The 14,529-nt window shown below is 56.1% G+C and carries 14 protein-coding genes; 7 read left to right on the top strand and 7 right to left on the bottom strand.

Annotated features, from left to right (window positions below; genetic code table 11):
- Positions 1 to 99 precede the first annotated feature (99 nt).
- Together AB1724_17430 and AB1724_17425 are read left to right on the top strand one after the other, a co-directional pair.
- The gene (locus tag AB1724_17430) at positions 100 to 1,848 is read left to right on the top strand and encodes an ArsB/NhaD family transporter (GenBank protein MEW6079592.1); all 1,749 of its coding nucleotides are present in this window, start codon (positions 100 to 102) and stop codon (positions 1,846 to 1,848) included.
- An 18-nt stretch (positions 1,849 to 1,866) separates the two neighbouring features.
- A complete protein-coding gene (locus tag AB1724_17425; protein MEW6079591.1) occupies positions 1,867 to 2,823 on the top strand; it encodes a universal stress protein in 957 nt (318 codons plus the stop codon).
- 15 nt (positions 2,824 to 2,838) lie between these two features.
- Here the strand turns inward: AB1724_17425 and AB1724_17420 are convergent, their stop codons facing one another.
- Positions 2,839 to 5,109, bottom strand: coding sequence for a PAS domain S-box protein (locus AB1724_17420; GenBank protein ID MEW6079590.1), 2,271 nt, complete (start codon positions 5,107 to 5,109; stop codon positions 2,839 to 2,841).
- A gap of 170 nt (positions 5,110 to 5,279) precedes the next feature.
- Between AB1724_17420 and AB1724_17415 the strand changes: the two genes are divergently transcribed.
- On the top strand, positions 5,280 to 6,587 hold the full coding sequence (locus tag AB1724_17415; GenBank protein MEW6079589.1) for a (Fe-S)-binding protein: 1,308 nt from the start codon (positions 5,280 to 5,282) through the stop codon (positions 6,585 to 6,587).
- Here the strand turns inward: AB1724_17415 and AB1724_17410 are convergent.
- The gene (locus tag AB1724_17410) at positions 6,568 to 7,128 is read right to left on the bottom strand and encodes a hypothetical protein (GenBank protein ID MEW6079588.1); all 561 of its coding nucleotides are present in this window, start codon (positions 7,126 to 7,128) and stop codon (positions 6,568 to 6,570) included. The genes AB1724_17415 and AB1724_17410 overlap by 20 nt on opposite strands.
- Positions 7,129 to 7,193: 65 nt before the next feature.
- Entirely contained in the window at positions 7,194 to 7,754 is a 561-nt protein-coding gene (locus tag AB1724_17405; protein MEW6079587.1) for a hypothetical protein, read from the bottom strand.
- A 236-nt stretch (positions 7,755 to 7,990) separates the two neighbouring features.
- Here AB1724_17405 and AB1724_17400 point away from each other — a divergent pair, with 236 nt between their 5' ends.
- Positions 7,991 to 8,599 (top strand): DUF3786 domain-containing protein, encoded by a 609-nt coding sequence (locus AB1724_17400; GenBank protein MEW6079586.1) that lies wholly within the window; start codon positions 7,991 to 7,993, stop codon positions 8,597 to 8,599.
- 31 nt (positions 8,600 to 8,630) lie between these two features.
- Here AB1724_17400 and AB1724_17395 read toward each other — a convergent pair whose 3' ends face one another.
- Both AB1724_17395 and AB1724_17390 read right to left on the bottom strand, forming a co-directional pair.
- Positions 8,631 to 8,957 carry a multidrug efflux SMR transporter gene (locus tag AB1724_17395; GenBank protein MEW6079585.1) on the bottom strand — a complete coding sequence of 109 codons (327 nt, stop codon included), beginning with the start codon at positions 8,955 to 8,957 and terminating at the stop codon, positions 8,631 to 8,633.
- Positions 8,958 to 9,007: 50 nt separating this feature from the next.
- Complete coding sequence (locus AB1724_17390) at positions 9,008 to 10,174, bottom strand: methyltransferase domain-containing protein (GenBank protein MEW6079584.1); 1,167 nt, start codon at positions 10,172 to 10,174, stop codon at positions 9,008 to 9,010.
- Between the two features lie 260 nt (positions 10,175 to 10,434).
- Between AB1724_17390 and AB1724_17385 the strand changes: the two genes are divergently transcribed.
- From AB1724_17385 to AB1724_17375, 3 genes are all read left to right on the top strand, one after another.
- The gene (locus tag AB1724_17385; protein MEW6079583.1) at positions 10,435 to 12,891 is read left to right on the top strand and encodes an MMPL family transporter; all 2,457 of its coding nucleotides are present in this window, start codon (positions 10,435 to 10,437) and stop codon (positions 12,889 to 12,891) included.
- A gap of 155 nt (positions 12,892 to 13,046) precedes the next feature.
- Positions 13,047 to 13,298: a type II toxin-antitoxin system prevent-host-death family antitoxin gene (locus AB1724_17380; GenBank protein MEW6079582.1), complete on the top strand. Its 252-nt coding sequence runs from the start codon at positions 13,047 to 13,049 to the stop codon at positions 13,296 to 13,298.
- Positions 13,295 to 13,549 carry a Txe/YoeB family addiction module toxin gene (locus AB1724_17375; protein ID MEW6079581.1) on the top strand — a complete coding sequence of 85 codons (255 nt, stop codon included), beginning with the start codon at positions 13,295 to 13,297 and terminating at the stop codon, positions 13,547 to 13,549. The genes AB1724_17380 and AB1724_17375 overlap by 4 nt, the downstream gene beginning before the upstream one ends.
- Before the next feature lie 131 nt (positions 13,550 to 13,680).
- Here AB1724_17375 and AB1724_17370 read toward each other — a convergent pair whose 3' ends face one another.
- Both AB1724_17370 and AB1724_17365 read right to left on the bottom strand, forming a co-directional pair.
- The gene (locus AB1724_17370; GenBank protein MEW6079580.1) at positions 13,681 to 14,037 is read right to left on the bottom strand and encodes a toxin-antitoxin system HicB family antitoxin; all 357 of its coding nucleotides are present in this window, start codon (positions 14,035 to 14,037) and stop codon (positions 13,681 to 13,683) included.
- Positions 14,034 to 14,228 (bottom strand): type II toxin-antitoxin system HicA family toxin, encoded by a 195-nt coding sequence (locus tag AB1724_17365; protein MEW6079579.1) that lies wholly within the window; start codon positions 14,226 to 14,228, stop codon positions 14,034 to 14,036. The genes AB1724_17370 and AB1724_17365 overlap by 4 nt, the downstream gene beginning before the upstream one ends.
- Positions 14,229 to 14,529: the final 301 nt, after the last annotated feature.

Below are 14,529 nucleotides of genomic sequence, written 5' to 3'. Positions count from 1 at the left end.
ACGTCGGAAGGAAACCGGCGACGCCGTTGCAGCGCACAAGAGACCCGGGTACTCTCTTTTACGCTTTGACAATATTTTTATGGGTTTATGGGAGGAATTATGAAAAACCGTTTGCTCTTTTCGTTCAGTCTGGGATTGCTGGCCGCGCTGCTTCTGATTCCCTGTTTCAACGTGTCCGCCGCTTCGGAAGCGCCTTCAGGGATGGAAAAAGTTTTTATTTCCGGTGAAATCCTCGATTCCCACAAGGAGCCTGTCAGGGAGGCGGAAGTGGGGGTGTTGATTAACGGCGAGCCCCATCCGCTTATCGTCGAGCACCGGGAAGTTGAGCAAACCGAAACATCATCCCACGGCGTCTATAAACTGGCGTTCGATGTTCCGCCGGGGACCATCGATACGGCCAGAATCCAGCTGGCCCTGTCCAAGACGAGCTACCGCTCGACCACCATTGATTTTACGGCCGAGGACTTCGCCCGTAAAGACGGCAGTTTCTATGCCGTCAAGGACAAGGAAATGCCCCGGTCCATCGGCCCGGCCTTCTGGATCGCCACCATCGTCTTTCTGCTCGCCTACGCCCTGATATCCTTCGAACTGCTCCACCGGACCATGGCGGCCATGCTGGGGGCGGCCCTCATGCTCCTGCTGACCTATACCTTCGGCACCCTCAATCACGACTATCACATCATCTCCTTTGAACGGGCCATGGAATCCATCGACATGAACGTCATCTTCCTGCTCATGGGGATGATGATCATCGTGGGGGTACTCAAGCACACCGGCGTTTTCCAGTGGTGCGCCTACATGTCCTTCAAGATCGCCCGGGGCAATGTCATGGCCCTGGCCATCATCTCCATGTTCTTCATCGCCGTCACCTCGGCATTTCTGGACAACGTCACCACCATGCTCCTTTACACCCCGGTGCTGATCGAAATCGCCCTGGCCCTCAAGATCTCGCCGCTGGCCCTCCTGATTCCGGGGATTATGGCGTCCAACGTCGGCGGTACCGCCACCCTTATCGGCGATCCGCCCAACATCATGATCGGTTCCTACACCGGGCTTTCCTTCATGCAGTTTGTCACCAACCTGACCCTTATCTGCGTCGTCGCCATGGCGGCACTGGCCTTCTATAACCGGTTCTTTTACGGCAAGGCCTATGCCAATGCCAAGGTGGAAGACATCGACGGTTTCATCGCCTTTTTAAAAGAAGAGTATAAAATCACCGACAAGACCCTGCTGGGATACGGCCTGTTCATCATGGCCCTGGTGGTCTCCTTCTTTATCACCCACGGTTTCTGGCATATGGAGGTCTGCATCCCCGCCCTGTTCGGCGCCGGGCTCCTGTTTACCTACGCCATCCTGACCAAAAAGGTGGACATGCTGCACCTGATCGAAAAGGACATTGAATGGACCACCCTGCTCTTCTTCATCTTCCTGTTCGTCATCGTCGGCGCGGTTGAAGAGGCCGGCCTGCTGTCGGTCATCGCCGACTGGGTGCTGAACCTGTCCCAGGGTAACCTGACCATCGCCATCTGCCTCATTCTCTGGGTTTCGGCCATTATGAGCGCCTTTGTCGACAACATTCCCTTCACCGCCACCATGCTGCCCATCACCGCCTATCTGACCAAGGTCATCCCGGGCGCGGAATCCAATGTCCTCTGGTGGGCCCTGGCCCTGGGCGCCTGTTTCGGCGGCAACGGCACCATGATCGGCGCCAGCGCCAACGTGGTCACCGTGGGTATCGCCGAAGCCGCCGGGCACAAGATCAGTTTCTTTTCGTTCATGAAGTACGCTTTCCTGTATATGATCATATCCGTAGCCATTGCCAATGTCTGGCTGCTGGTCGCCTATTAAAATGCAAGGAGAACGATTATGCAATTAGCCTGTCCCATACCCAAGATTCTGCTTCCCGTAGACGGGAGTGACGACTCCAAGAGAGCGGTACTGTTTTCCGGATGCCTGGGATCATTTCTCGGAAAAGGGCTTGCGGGTATCACCCTGCTGCGGGTCATTGCCGGCGGCTATATCAGCCGCCATCTGGCCAACGTGGATTACCGGGCCGCGGATCTTCTGAAGAACTCAGAGGTGTTCAGGCGGGTCAGGGAAGAGCATGTCAACCAGACCATCCGGCCGCTGCTTGACGACATGGAAAAAGTTCTCAGAGAGCTGGGAACGGATGCCGCCGTCACCACGCTGGTGACCGACGGAGACGCCGCCAACGAGATCATCCGGGTGGCCACGGAAGGAAACTACACGACCATCATGATGGCCCGCCGGGGAATCACAGCACGCCGCGGCGCCGCCCTGGGCAGCGTGACGAACAAGGTCATCTATGCCGCCTACGGGCATACGGTCTATGTCGTCGGATACAGGACCCTGGAGAGGGCGGCCTGTCCCATCCCCCGGATACTGGTCCCGGTAGACGGTTCTCCCTATTCCATCAAAGGGCTGGAGCACGCGGCCTGCCTGGCGGCGGGTCTGAAGGACGCCCTGGGCGGTATCACCCTCCTGAGGGTCATCAACGTCGCCCTCCACATGGAACGGCTGCGCATGGGAATCGACCCGGAAATCGAGGCCCACGATATCCTCGATAAAGGCAGACAGATGCTCCAGGAAGCCGGTATCCGGGAAGACCTGATCCAGACGAAAGTCCGCATCGGCATCCCGGCTGAAGAGATTATCGGGGACATCGAGACCGAGGACTACAACCTGGTGATCATGGGCCGGAAAGGACGAACCGCCTTAAAGGAGATGCTGCTCGGCGGGGTCAGCTCCACCGTTCTGCAGCGCTGCGGCAACCCGACCTTCGCCATTGTCGGCGGCGTGTAACCGTATCCGCCGGCGTCATTTCCCAGCCCCCTTCATCACGGGGAAAAGGATGCGGAAGGTGGTCCCCGCGCCCGGGTTGCTTTCCACCGTAATGGTACCGCCAAGGTTAGTCACCACCCCGTGGACCACGGAAAGCCCCAGGCCCGTACCCTGCCCCGGCGGCCGGGTGGTAAAATAGGGTTCGAATACCCGTTCCCTGACGTCGGTCGTCATGCCTTTGCCCGTGTCACGGACAACCAGGCGGCAGTATCGGTTCGCAAAAGCGTCGGAAACCGCCCCATCCATGGGAATGGGCTCCGGATCAGTTTTGTCCAGAACCACTTCCAGCGTGCCGCCGTCCGCCATGGCCTGAAACGCGTTGTGGCAGAGGTTCAGCACGATGGCGTGGATCTGGACCGGGTTGGCGTAGACCATGCAGCCGTTGGTCATGATCTTTTCCTCCACCGTTACCGAAGGGGGCGCCATGGCGCGGATCATTTCCAGCGCCTCGCTTACAATCGGCCCCATGTCCACGGCGCTGTAGTCCTGTTCGGCTGAGCGGCTGAAGGCCAGCAGTTGCTTGACCAACCCCCTGGCCCGCATGACCGCCTTGCGGATCTGGGTCAGGTTCCGGTAAGCGGCCGTGTCCGAGGGCGTCTGCCCGGCGATGACGTCCGTATATCCCATGATGCCGGCCAGAATATTATTAAAATCGTGGGCGATTCCACCGGCCAGGGTGCCGACCGCCTCCATCTTATACTTCTGGCGGAGCTGTTCTTCCATGGTCTTTAGATGGGTGATGTCCCGCATGAAAATCAGCGCTCCCGGACGGCCTTCCCACTCGATCGGGACACTGGTAATCTGCACCCATATCATCTCACCTGCTTTATTGAAAATCCGGAAAGAATAGGTCTGATCGCTGGCGTCTCCCTTCAGGCGCCGCGCGTATCTTTCCAGAACCATTTGGCGATCTTCCGGGTGAATCCGTTCCAGAAACGGGTCTTTCGCCAGCTCCTCCCGGTTATAACCGAACATGGCCTGGCCCTTGAGGTTGGGAAACTTGATGACGCCGTCCTGGGCCACGAATATGGCGTCTCCGGCATACTCGTAGAGGACCCGGTACTGTTCCTCGCTCTTCTTCAGGGCCTGCTCCGCCCGTTTTAAATCGGAAATATCCTGGGCGATAATGGCATGATAAAGCGGCTGACCGGTTTCATCCCGAATGAGAAACAAATCGTTAAGGGTCGGCAGCTGTTCTCCGTTTTCCCTCTTCAGGAGCAATTCGCCCTTCCACTCCCCCTGTTTCATGATCTGAGGCGTTATTTCATGGACCAGTTTCCTTCGCGTTTCCCGGTCATAATAACTGGTGACCGGCCTGCCCACAGCCGTGGCCGGATCGGTTTCGCCCAGGATGCGGCACATGGTCTGGTTCACGTAAACGATCCGTCCGTCCAAATCAGACCAGCCCAGGCCCTCACCAGAGGCCTCGGCAAAACGGCGAAACATCATAAGGGCTTCTTCCGTCCGACGGTGTTCCTCGTTTCTTTCCAGCAGATTCTTAAGCGTCTGCTCCCGTTCGTTGATAAGGTCGTCCAGATCCACCTTGAGCAGATCAATGGCCTCAAAAACCGGCTGAAAGGGGTGGCCGTCCCCCTGCACGTCCCGAGTGGCGATCTCATCATTTTCCCAGTTGATGCGGCCGATGTAATTGACCAGTTCATCGACATACGGCTTAAACGCATCATCCGCTCCCGACGCCCCCCTTACTTCGGATAATGTTTCAGCGTCATGTCCGCCGGTGCTGTTGCGACCCAACAAATCCAGTGCCCGGGTGACCGCCTCGGCATAATCGGCGGCGATGGACACATGGAAAGGAAACCGGTACAGCCGCATACCCATTCTGGCGACAATACTTATCACCGGGGGGACATTGAAAACGATCATTCCCAGAAGAAAATCCGCTCCGGACCGGACTCCTCTTACCATCTGTTTTCTGGCCGCCCGGTTAGGCCTGTCTCTGACCCCGGCGTAATTTCTCAATTCCACGCATTTTCCGCCGGCACCGATCATATGCCTGATCACCTTTTCCCTGGCATTGAACAGGGCTGCCACCCCCTCGTCGCCACAGATCCCGAAAGGTATGGTGTAAAGAATCCGATCGCCGATAATCTCAAAGGTGACCGTGTACGCTTCCGTAAGCGGTATATTGGTCCATTCCGGCTTGCGGGTAATCTTCAAGCCGCTGACCGGACAGATATCCGTCATTGTGCCGATGGCGGTTTCCGCGTCATGATCATTCGTTTTCATCGGGCTTTAAATTCCCATGTGAGGTTATGAAGTACCCGGGATGTTCCCAATTTAAAGCAATCCCCGCATTTGTCAAGCCATGGCAGTGCCGTCGCCATTCCCGGGTTGCCGGAAGCGCCTTTCTTGTGTAGAGTGAAGCGAACGAATTAAACAACGGGACGGGCAACAGCATGAAACACATTCAACAACTGGCGCAAATGGCCAGGTCCCTGGAGCGGCAAACCGCCGTCTGCCGGCAGTGTGGGGTCTGCCTGGCCGCCTGTCCGATTTATCCCCTGACAAGGCTGGAAAAGGACACCGCCCGGGGCAAAATCGCCGTCCTGGAAGGCGTCATGGCGGATGTGGTCCGAAACGCCGAAAGCGTGCGGGACCGGCTGGACCGCTGCCTGCTCTGCGGAGGGTGTGCCGGCGTCTGTCCCAATGGCGTCCGCACCCTGGAAGTTTTTTTAAAAGCCCGCGTTCTCCTGACGGAATACCTGGGGTTGTCTCCGGTCAAAAAAATGCTCTTCCGCCGGCTGCTGGCAAAACCTGCCCGGTTCAATCGGGTTGCTGATCTGGCGGGCGGGATCCAGAGCCTCTTCCTGCGGGACAGCGGAACCCGACCGGAAACCCGCCGGGCCCGGGCATTTATTTCCCCGCTGCTGGCCGGGCGCCATATCCTCCCCCTGGCGCCGGTGCCTTTCCACCGGCAACCCCACGGAAACCTGACGCCTCGTCACCCGGCAAGGGGCGAAACCGTCCTCTTTTTCACCGGCTGCCTGATCGACAAAATCTTCCCCCGGGTGGCGACGGCCTCCCTTCAGGCGTTGAAACACCATGGATACACCATCATACTGCCGGAAACGGAAGGCTGCTGCGGCATTCCCGCGCTGTCCGCAGGAGACGGTGTCTCCTTCCGCCGACTGCTGTCCCACAACCTGACGCAATTTGGGAAAACGCCCTTTGACCGCTTGGTTACGGCCTGCGCCACCTGCGCTTTTACCATAAAAAAAGTCTGGCCCATGATGGTCGACGGACAGGATCCGCAGTCCGCCCGGATCCGGGAGATTGCCGGAAAGGTCACCGACATCACCGGACTGATTGCCTCCCGCCTGACGGACGGCCCGCCTTCTCCGGACGCCGCCGCTATCCCGGTGACTTATCATGATCCCTGCCATCTGAAAAAATCCCTGGGGGTATTCCAGGCCCCCCGGCGGCTGATTACCGCCAATCCGAACTACAAACTGGTGGAAATGAGGGGAGCGGACGCCTGCTGCGGTATGGGCGGCGGGTTCGGTCTTGCCCACGGCGGGCTGTCGGAAGAAATCGGCCGGGCCAAGCTCGACCATATCATCGAGACCGGCGCCCGGATGGCGGCCACGGCCTGTCCGGCCTGCATGATCCAGCTGGCCGGATTGCTGTCAAAACACGGGAAGGCCGATGTCCGGGTCTGCCATCCCATCGAAATCTACTACGCCCTTATTTCCACTGAACCGTGAGCGCGTACTGGTCATCCTTCTTTTCCAGATGGGAGCCGACATTTTTGCCCCCGGCAATAACCGCCAGTTCATGAATGATCCCGAGCAGGGAGTACACGATGACGACTTCCACCTCGGTGTTCCGGATTTTCTTTTCCGCGAGGCTGTATAGGGTTATCCGGTTAACTCCTTTTTCCACATGATTTTTCTCGGCATCCTGGTACTCCGTGCTGAAGAAGGACTGCCGGCGGGTGACAAACCGTTCGATGGTCGAGGCCGGATCGCCCTGAACCAGAATATTCTTATAGACCTCGATCATGTTATGCGCCGTCAGTTGACCGTAGGCGAAACAGGCTTCCGTACTCGACCCGCCGATAACCTTGTAAACGGCCAGGGAAAGCCGGTAAAAAAAAGCATCCGGATACCAGGCCGAAGTCAGGATTTCACCGTTCACCAGGGCCATGTCCTCCGGCGTCAGATATTGCCCCCAGTTTTTGTCCTTGGCCACCCGGACCTGCTTGACCAGGTCCACCAGAATCGTCCCCTTTACCTGAACGCTCATAGTGCCTCCTGAGATATCCCGGAAAAGTGTTTCCTGTCTTCGTTAAAAAGGCACCGGTTTGTTCGTCAATCCCACTGGATGACGATTTCGTACCCGTCCCGGACCTTGGTCAGTTTCGATTTGACGTTGCGGGCGCCCACGATTTTGGCCAGCTCATGGCTGGCGCCCATAATGGAATACATGATCACGTCGGACACCTCGGTACCGCGGATCTTCTTGTCCGTGATCATGAAAATGGTTACCCGCCGATCCTCCCTGGCCACCTGATTTCGCTCCGCGTCCTGGTAATCGGTGCTGAAAAAGGACTTACGGCGGGTCATGAACCGCTCGATAGTGGTGGCCGGGTCCCCTTGCGCGAAAACGTTGCGGTAAATATCCGCCATGCTGTGGGCCGTCAGCTGGCCATAGGCGAAACAGGCCTCGAGGCTGGACTCGCCCACGACCTTGTACACCGCCAGCGACAGCCGATAGAAGAAATCATCCGGGTACCAGGAGGAGGTCATGATTTCACTGTTAACCAGTTCCATGTCCTGGGGCGTCAGGTACTGCCCCCAGTTTTTATCCTTGGCCACCCGGACCTGCTTGACCAGGTCCAGCAGGACCGTTCCCTTGACTTGCACTCCCATTTTTTCCCCTCCAACCGTATTACTGATTCTCCCGTTTACCACCTCAGCGGAATACGGCCCTGTGCCCGGGTTTCCGCTCCTGAATGATGATCCCCCCATGAAACGGTCTGGAATTTGAAAATCATTTGCCGAAGAGCGAAATCCGTGTAAGATAACCGTACCCGATGGATGGATATTTACATATAAAAATCTCGAAGTCGGGTCAAGATTATTATCCATAATTACCTGAGCGAGATATGGTGGAAAGCAATTACGCCGGAATCATCCGGAACAATCTGAAAAAGCTGTATGAGCAGGGCCCGGGCTCGCCGGAAAACCGCCTGCCGGCCGCAAAAGACGGGAACCGGCTGATGTTTGAGGCCTTCGGCGAATCCTGCGTTGTCTCACCGGATACAATCACGCTCAGCGGTCAGGAAGTGACGGATCCCCGGGGAATCATCATATCGCTTTACGCCCTGCACGCCTCCGCCGATCCCTGCGTCGTAACCCCGTTTCGGGCATACCGGGAATTCGCCGACACCGCGCCGTACGCCGCCGCCTTTCACGCCCGCACGGAACAGGCCCTGGTCCCGTGCGCGGAATCCATCGCCGCGAAAGTCGACGTCATCCGGAACCTGCTTAACGGCGGCGACCCGCCGGCGGAAGCCGGCGGTGACTTTGCCTTTACCGTTACGCCCCTGCCGAAAATCCGGCTGTGTTATATTTTTTACGCCGCGGACGAGGAGTTCCCGGCCTCGGTCACCTGCCTGTATTCATCCAACGCCCCGGCCTTTCTGCCGCCGGACGCACTGGCCGATACCGGTGAATACACCTCAAAAAAAATTATTCAAATCATTACCGGATAAACCCGGGGTACCAACCGCACACTTTACGGCTTCAATGCCCTGATCCGCTGTAGTTCAACCCCACGACCCCGGCGATAATCAGGCCGGTGCAGATGATTTTCAGCGCCGTCAGGGGTTCCCGAAAGTAGACAATCCCGATGGCCGCGATCAGGGCGGTGCCCACCCCGGACCATACGGCATAGGCGACGCTGACATCGAATTTCTTGATGGCGAATGTCAACGCGATAAAAGACAGTCCGTAAAAGACAAACATCAGGACGGACGGTACCAGCCGGGCAAATCCATCGGAAATTTTCATACAGGTGGTACCGGACACCTCAAACAGGATGGCGCCGATCAGAAACAGCCAGTGATTCATGACACTCTCCTCAATATTGACCTACCCCCGGTGATTTTTTTCTCTGTCCCTTACTTTTTTTCGGCGATAAACAGGCCGGACCCCAGTTTTTCCTCTTCGATCATCTTTAACGTATAGCGGCTGACGATATCCCAGTTGTCATACAGTTCCCGGCCGCAGGTGTCGATCATCAGGCGCTTCCTCGAACGAAGGGTCGCGCGGAGGTCGGTGACATGCTCCCGGAAAGCGTCGTTGCGCATCTCGGCGGTGATGATTTCAAAACCCGCCTGGCCAAGTTTTTCCCGATAGCTGTCCATGGTCTCCAGGTGCGGAAAGGCATAGATGAACCGGAAGCACTCGGAATCCCCCCGGTACTGGATCCAGTCATGAAAGAAAATAGTGCCTCCGGGTTTTAAGACACGATGAGCTTCCCTGAGGAGCTTCTCCCTTTCCGGCACATGGCACCAGGCGTCCGACCCGAACACGTAGTCAAAGGTGTTGTCATCAAACGGAAGGGAAAGGGCGTCGGCCTGCTGAAACCGGCAGACACCGTCAAGTCGCCGGGCGGCGGCCAGGGCCCTGGACCGCTCCACGTTCCACGGCAGCAGGTCCACCCCGGTCACCGTCAGGCCGAATTCAGCGGCCAGCGTGCAGGCCGGTCCGCCCGTGCCGCAGCCGATGTCCAGCAGGGTCTCCCCGTTCCGCACCTCCGCTTTCCTGGCCGTATCGATAATATACCGGGCCGGAGAAAAGCCCAGGAAGCCTTCTTCCTGAAGCACATTGAAGGCGTCCGAATTGGCATAAAGGCCCTCCACCGTGCCGATAATGCCTCTGCCCGACAACTTGATGAACGCCCCGGGGTGAGCATCCATCCAGGAAACCATCCAGTCGGCCGGGCACAGAAACCCCAGGACATTGGATGAAACCGGGTACGGAGACGGATAATAAATAATAAGAAACGCCACCGTGATCGGGTGCAGAAAAATGTCGAGCCATGACACGGACGCGACATCGGCGAAAAGACCGGCTATGGTCAGACCGGTCTGGACGAGATGGAACACAATACCGACGTTGATGATGGCCCGGTATCTCCAGGGGCTCCTGGACACGATCCAGTAACCGCAGGCAAAAGCGACCAGCGCCGCCGACCGGTAATAATATCCGGCAAGAAGAAGAATGCCCGTCAGGAACCACATCAGAATCCGGGTGGCCCGGTATTTCGTCTCAATAGCATTCACTGGCCAATGTCTCCTCTGTCAATGTCATTTCTTAGATATGGGGCGCGCCATCAGCCCGGATATTTCACGAGTCGATTTGGCCGCGGCCCCAAGACACAGGGGGCGAAGCTTCCGAACACCGGACGCATGCCCCGGCTCCGGGAGAGCCGTTCTCGAAGCATTATTATAATGACGGTACGATGATGTCAAAGTCTGAGAGGATTTGATTTATCGGGACAAGTGTGGTAACCGGAGTATTCCCTTAAGCGAGGTTTTTGCCCATGGCCCTGACACCGAAGTCCAGCCGTTTTGAATCCCTGGTGGAAAAACTGTCCCGGTTTTTTGAAAGCCTGGGCGCCTTCACCTATGACCACCGGGCGATTGTCCTTATCCTTACCCTGGCCCTGCTGGGTATTTCGATTTTTTTCCTGAACAAAGTCCGCTTTGACACCTCCTTTGAATCCTTTTTCTCCCGGGAGGATCCCAACTACGCGCAATATCTCCAGTTCCGGGATGATTTCGGATCCGACGAAATTGCCTATATCCTGTATACCGTTCCCGGCAAGGCGCATGGCGCCTGGGACCTGGAGGCGATGAAACAGATCGCCCATCTTACCCGGACCCTGGAAAAGGAGGTCCCCTTCGTCAAGGAGGTCACCTCCCTGGCCAACGCCGAGTTCATCGAAGGCCGGGGTGATGAACTGCTGATTCATGAGGTGCTGGAACCCTTTCCCCAAAGCCAGGAGGAGCTGCTGGACATCCGCTCCCGGGTCATGAAAAAGCCCCTGCTGGTGGGCACCCTGACCAGCGCCGACGGCCGGCACGGGGCCATTATCATGGACATGCAGAAATCCGCCGTGGACCAGGAAAAAGACCTGATCTTCGACCCGGCCCGGGGCCCGGTCCCGGACAACCTCTATCCCGAGGTCTCCAACAACGCCATTGAACGCATCCTGGCCCGCCCCGAATACGGCGGCCTCCAGTTTTACCTCACCGGCGACGTGGTCCTCAACACGGTTTACAACCGCACCACCCGGGAGGAGAGCGCCCGCCTGGGACTCATCGCCATCCTGGTCATCGGCGGCCTGCTTTTTTTCTTTTTCCGCCGTCCCCTGGGCGCCCTGGGCCCCCTGGCCGTTGTTACCATGGCCGTAATGGTGTCCACGGCCTTTGCCGGCATGATGGGCTGGAAGCTGGACCTCATGTACTCCATGCTGCCCCTGACCATCATCACCGTGGGCGTGGCCAGTTCGGTCCACATTCTCACGGAATACACGGTCAACTATAAAAAAATGAAGGACAAGCGGGCCGCCATCCGCAAGACCATGCTCATGCTCGGCACGCCCTGCCTGTTCACCATGCTGACGGACATGGCCGGATTCGGCTCCACCAACGTCTCTTCCATCAAATCCCTGCAGCATTTCGCCTGGTACAGCTCCCTGGGGGTGCTGGCGGCCTTCGTACTGACGGTGACCGTCTTTCTCTCGGTGCTGACCCTGTTCAAGGTTCCGTCCTCATCCGTGCGCGCCATTGAGGGCGAGACGGAGGCGGACGGAGACGGGATGCGTCAGCGGCATTTCTCCATCCGCTTTTTCGCGGCCCTCAGCGACTTCGATGTCCGCCATCCCTGGAAAATCACCATCGCCTGGATGATCTTCTTTGCCCTGCTCGGGGTCGGTATGACCTATCTGAAGGTGGATTCGAATTTTTTAAACGAGCTGTCCACCAAGCTGAAGGTCCGCACGGACACCGAATATGTCGATGCCGTCATGCTCGGGGCCGGCGGCCTGAGTTACGTCTTTGATTCCGGCGAACCGGACGGCGTCAGCGATCCGGAATTCCTGAGACGCCTGGAACGGTTCCAGAACCGGGTTAACGAAGAGACGTTCATCATCATGAAGACCATGTCCATCGTCGACCTGGTCAAGGACATCAACCAGGCTTTTCACAACGAAGATACCGCCTATTACGTGCTGCCGGAAAGCCGGGAACTCATCGCCCAGTACCTGCTCCTGTATGAAATGGCCGGGGGGGAGAAAATCCGGGACTATATCGCCAGCGACTGGCAGCGGGTGAATCTGGAGGTGCACGGCAAGCTGCTGACCTCCAGCATCTACAAACAGGTGACCGATGATTTAAACCGCTTCCTGGAAAGCGGGATGGAACCGGCCCAGCGCCCGGTCCTGACCGGAACGGGTTTTCTGTGGATCAAGCTTATCCAGTATATCGTCGACAGCCAGGTCATGGGCTTTTCCGTGGCCTTCGTGGTCATCAGCATCATGATGTGCCTGGTCCTGGGATCCCTGCGGATCGGCCTCCTGGCCATGATCCCTAACGTGGCCCCGGTCTTCGTCACCCTGGGCATCATGGGCTGGCTGGGGATCCCCCTGGACTATGTCAAGCTGCTCATCGCCAGCATCGCCATCGGCATCGCCGTTGACGACACCCTCCATTTTATCATGCGCTACCGACTGGAATTCTGGCGCCTGGGCAGTTACCGGCTGGCCCTGGAAGCGGCCTTGAACGACGTGGGCCGGTCCATTTTTATCACCACGGTGGTGCTCCTGTCCGGGTTTGCCATCAACATGCTTTCAAAGATGACCAGCTATGCCGAGTTCGGGTTCCTGACCCTGGTCACCCTGACCGTGGCGGCCGTGGCCGATTATTTCCTCACCCCGGCCCTGATCATTATTTTCAAGGCCTTCGGACCGGAAAGGGAACCGCGGGGAGGACAGTAAAAAAAATGGGCCGTAAATGAATCTGCTGGCTCCGTCCTACCGGCGGGCATTAGCAGTCGCTGTTTTTAGCGGCCTGTTAAAGGCCCTGGTCGGGGCAATAAAATATTGACAATACGCCTTTAATATGTACATTATATTGTACAGGAGGTGATGAGATGGAAGCCATAACCTATACAGCAGCAAGACAAAACCTTGCTAAAACAATGGAAAAAGTTTGCAGGGACCGTGCGCCGATGATTGTAACACGGAAATCCTCGGAATCTGTAGTTATTATGTCTCTTGAGGATTTTGAAGCCCTTGAAGAAACAGCATATCTATTACGGTCGCCGAAAAACACAAGACGTCTGATTGAATCTATTGCCCAACTCGAAAATGGCAAAGGAAAAGAAAAGGCGCTTATAGAGTGAAGCTCATTTTTTCCGACCATGCCTGGGACGATTACATCTATTGGCAAAAAACTGACAAAAAAATTCTTGGCCGTATCAACACGCTCATTAAAGAAACTAAACGCAGCCCTTTTGAGGGTGTTGGCAAACCTGAACCTTTAAAACATGCGCTTTCCGGCTACTGGTCCAGGCGAATCAATGAGGAGCATAGATTCATTTATAAAGTTTCGGATGATGCCATCTTGATTGCTCAATTGAGGTATCACTACTGATCCCTTTACAGCCCTAACGTTGGCAGCCAAAAGCAGCCAGGGCATCCTCTGACTTGTTTGAAATTGGTAAATGTTCAGTTTCCCTCGGTTGCTCAAAAAAGCCTGCCCTGGCTGTCCTTTGCGCTGACTGGTTAGCCCTTGATTTTTTCTGTGGGGGCTACTGCTTTTCGTAAAACACTTATACAATAATTATTAAGGCTATCTCCGTTCTGTAACGCCCTTATCGCTATCGCTTTGTGAAGTTCACTACCCGGACGTAGTTGAAACTTGCCTGAATAATTTTTATCACTTGCTGATGGGGGCAGTGGCCGGCCGTCTTTTTTATATATCTCAATCCAATCATCAACTATACGGCAGAGTTGGCGGTATACTTTCTCTTCGTCTTTACCGTGACAGCACTCACCAATCCACCCCGGGACAGAACCAACATAGCAATTATCTTCATCTGACCATTCAACGATTTTCAAATAACGATCTCGTTCTTTCATTTTTGGACCTCCTCAATCTTCTTCTTGACTATCTTTTCCTGATAAGGTTTTGCATCATCGCCAAGTTGTCCGGAAATAGTGACGGCAACGCCTTTTTCATGAAAAAAATTTCGGTGGCTACCTTTTCCGCCTCGGTTTGCAAATCCGGCAGTTTCAAGATCTTTAATAAGTTGGCGTATTTTTCTTGGCATAATTTATAGTACTACTTTGGTACCATTATGTCAAGCGATTTGATCGTTATAGAGAGAGAACCCCAACGTCCACGGTGTGGGGCCGCAAGGGGAACGGACCACCCGCAGAAACTCGTTAATAAAATAATGTGGTAAGAGCCAAAAAACGGGCGCCCCTTGCGGTCCCTTACCAACGTGTTGTTGAACGAAGCCGCTTCGCGGCGGAATAATTAAAAGCGTATACTCCTGCCCGTGCTCAATTATGGGCGCCCCTACGAAAGGAGTATACCATGGAAAACGCTGAAGTAAACCGTTTCAACCG

Source organism: Thermodesulfobacteriota bacterium (assembly GCA_040753795.1).
Classification (GTDB): domain Bacteria; phylum Desulfobacterota; class Desulfobacteria; order Desulfobacterales; family Desulfosudaceae; genus JBFMDX01.
The sequence above is the reverse complement of the archived record's forward strand: the minus strand, read 5'-3'. Positions and strand labels throughout refer to the sequence as shown.

Excerpts from the sequence above, each read along its gene's own strand:
- AB1724_17400 (MEW6079586.1), top strand. The coding sequence starts at position 7,991 with ATGGTGGAAAGCAATTACGCCGGAATCATCCGGAACAATCTGAAAAAG.
- AB1724_17365 (MEW6079579.1), bottom strand. The coding sequence starts at position 14,228 with ATGCCAAGAAAAATACGCCAACTTATTAAAGATCTTGAAACTGCCGGA.
- AB1724_17370 (MEW6079580.1), bottom strand. The coding sequence starts at position 14,037 with ATGAAAGAACGAGATCGTTATTTGAAAATCGTTGAATGGTCAGATGAA.
- AB1724_17405 (MEW6079587.1), bottom strand. The coding sequence starts at position 7,754 with ATGGGAGTGCAAGTCAAGGGAACGGTCCTGCTGGACCTGGTCAAGCAG.
- AB1724_17395 (MEW6079585.1), bottom strand. The coding sequence starts at position 8,957 with ATGAATCACTGGCTGTTTCTGATCGGCGCCATCCTGTTTGAGGTGTCC.
- AB1724_17425 (MEW6079591.1), top strand. The coding sequence starts at position 1,867 with ATGCAATTAGCCTGTCCCATACCCAAGATTCTGCTTCCCGTAGACGGG.
- AB1724_17385 (MEW6079583.1), top strand. The coding sequence starts at position 10,435 with ATGGCCCTGACACCGAAGTCCAGCCGTTTTGAATCCCTGGTGGAAAAA.
- AB1724_17415 (MEW6079589.1), top strand. The coding sequence starts at position 5,280 with ATGAAACACATTCAACAACTGGCGCAAATGGCCAGGTCCCTGGAGCGG.
- AB1724_17410 (MEW6079588.1), bottom strand. The coding sequence starts at position 7,128 with ATGAGCGTTCAGGTAAAGGGGACGATTCTGGTGGACCTGGTCAAGCAG.
- AB1724_17430 (MEW6079592.1), top strand. The coding sequence starts at position 100 with ATGAAAAACCGTTTGCTCTTTTCGTTCAGTCTGGGATTGCTGGCCGCG.
- AB1724_17420 (MEW6079590.1), bottom strand. The coding sequence starts at position 5,109 with ATGAAAACGAATGATCATGACGCGGAAACCGCCATCGGCACAATGACG.
- AB1724_17380 (MEW6079582.1), top strand. The coding sequence starts at position 13,047 with ATGGAAGCCATAACCTATACAGCAGCAAGACAAAACCTTGCTAAAACA.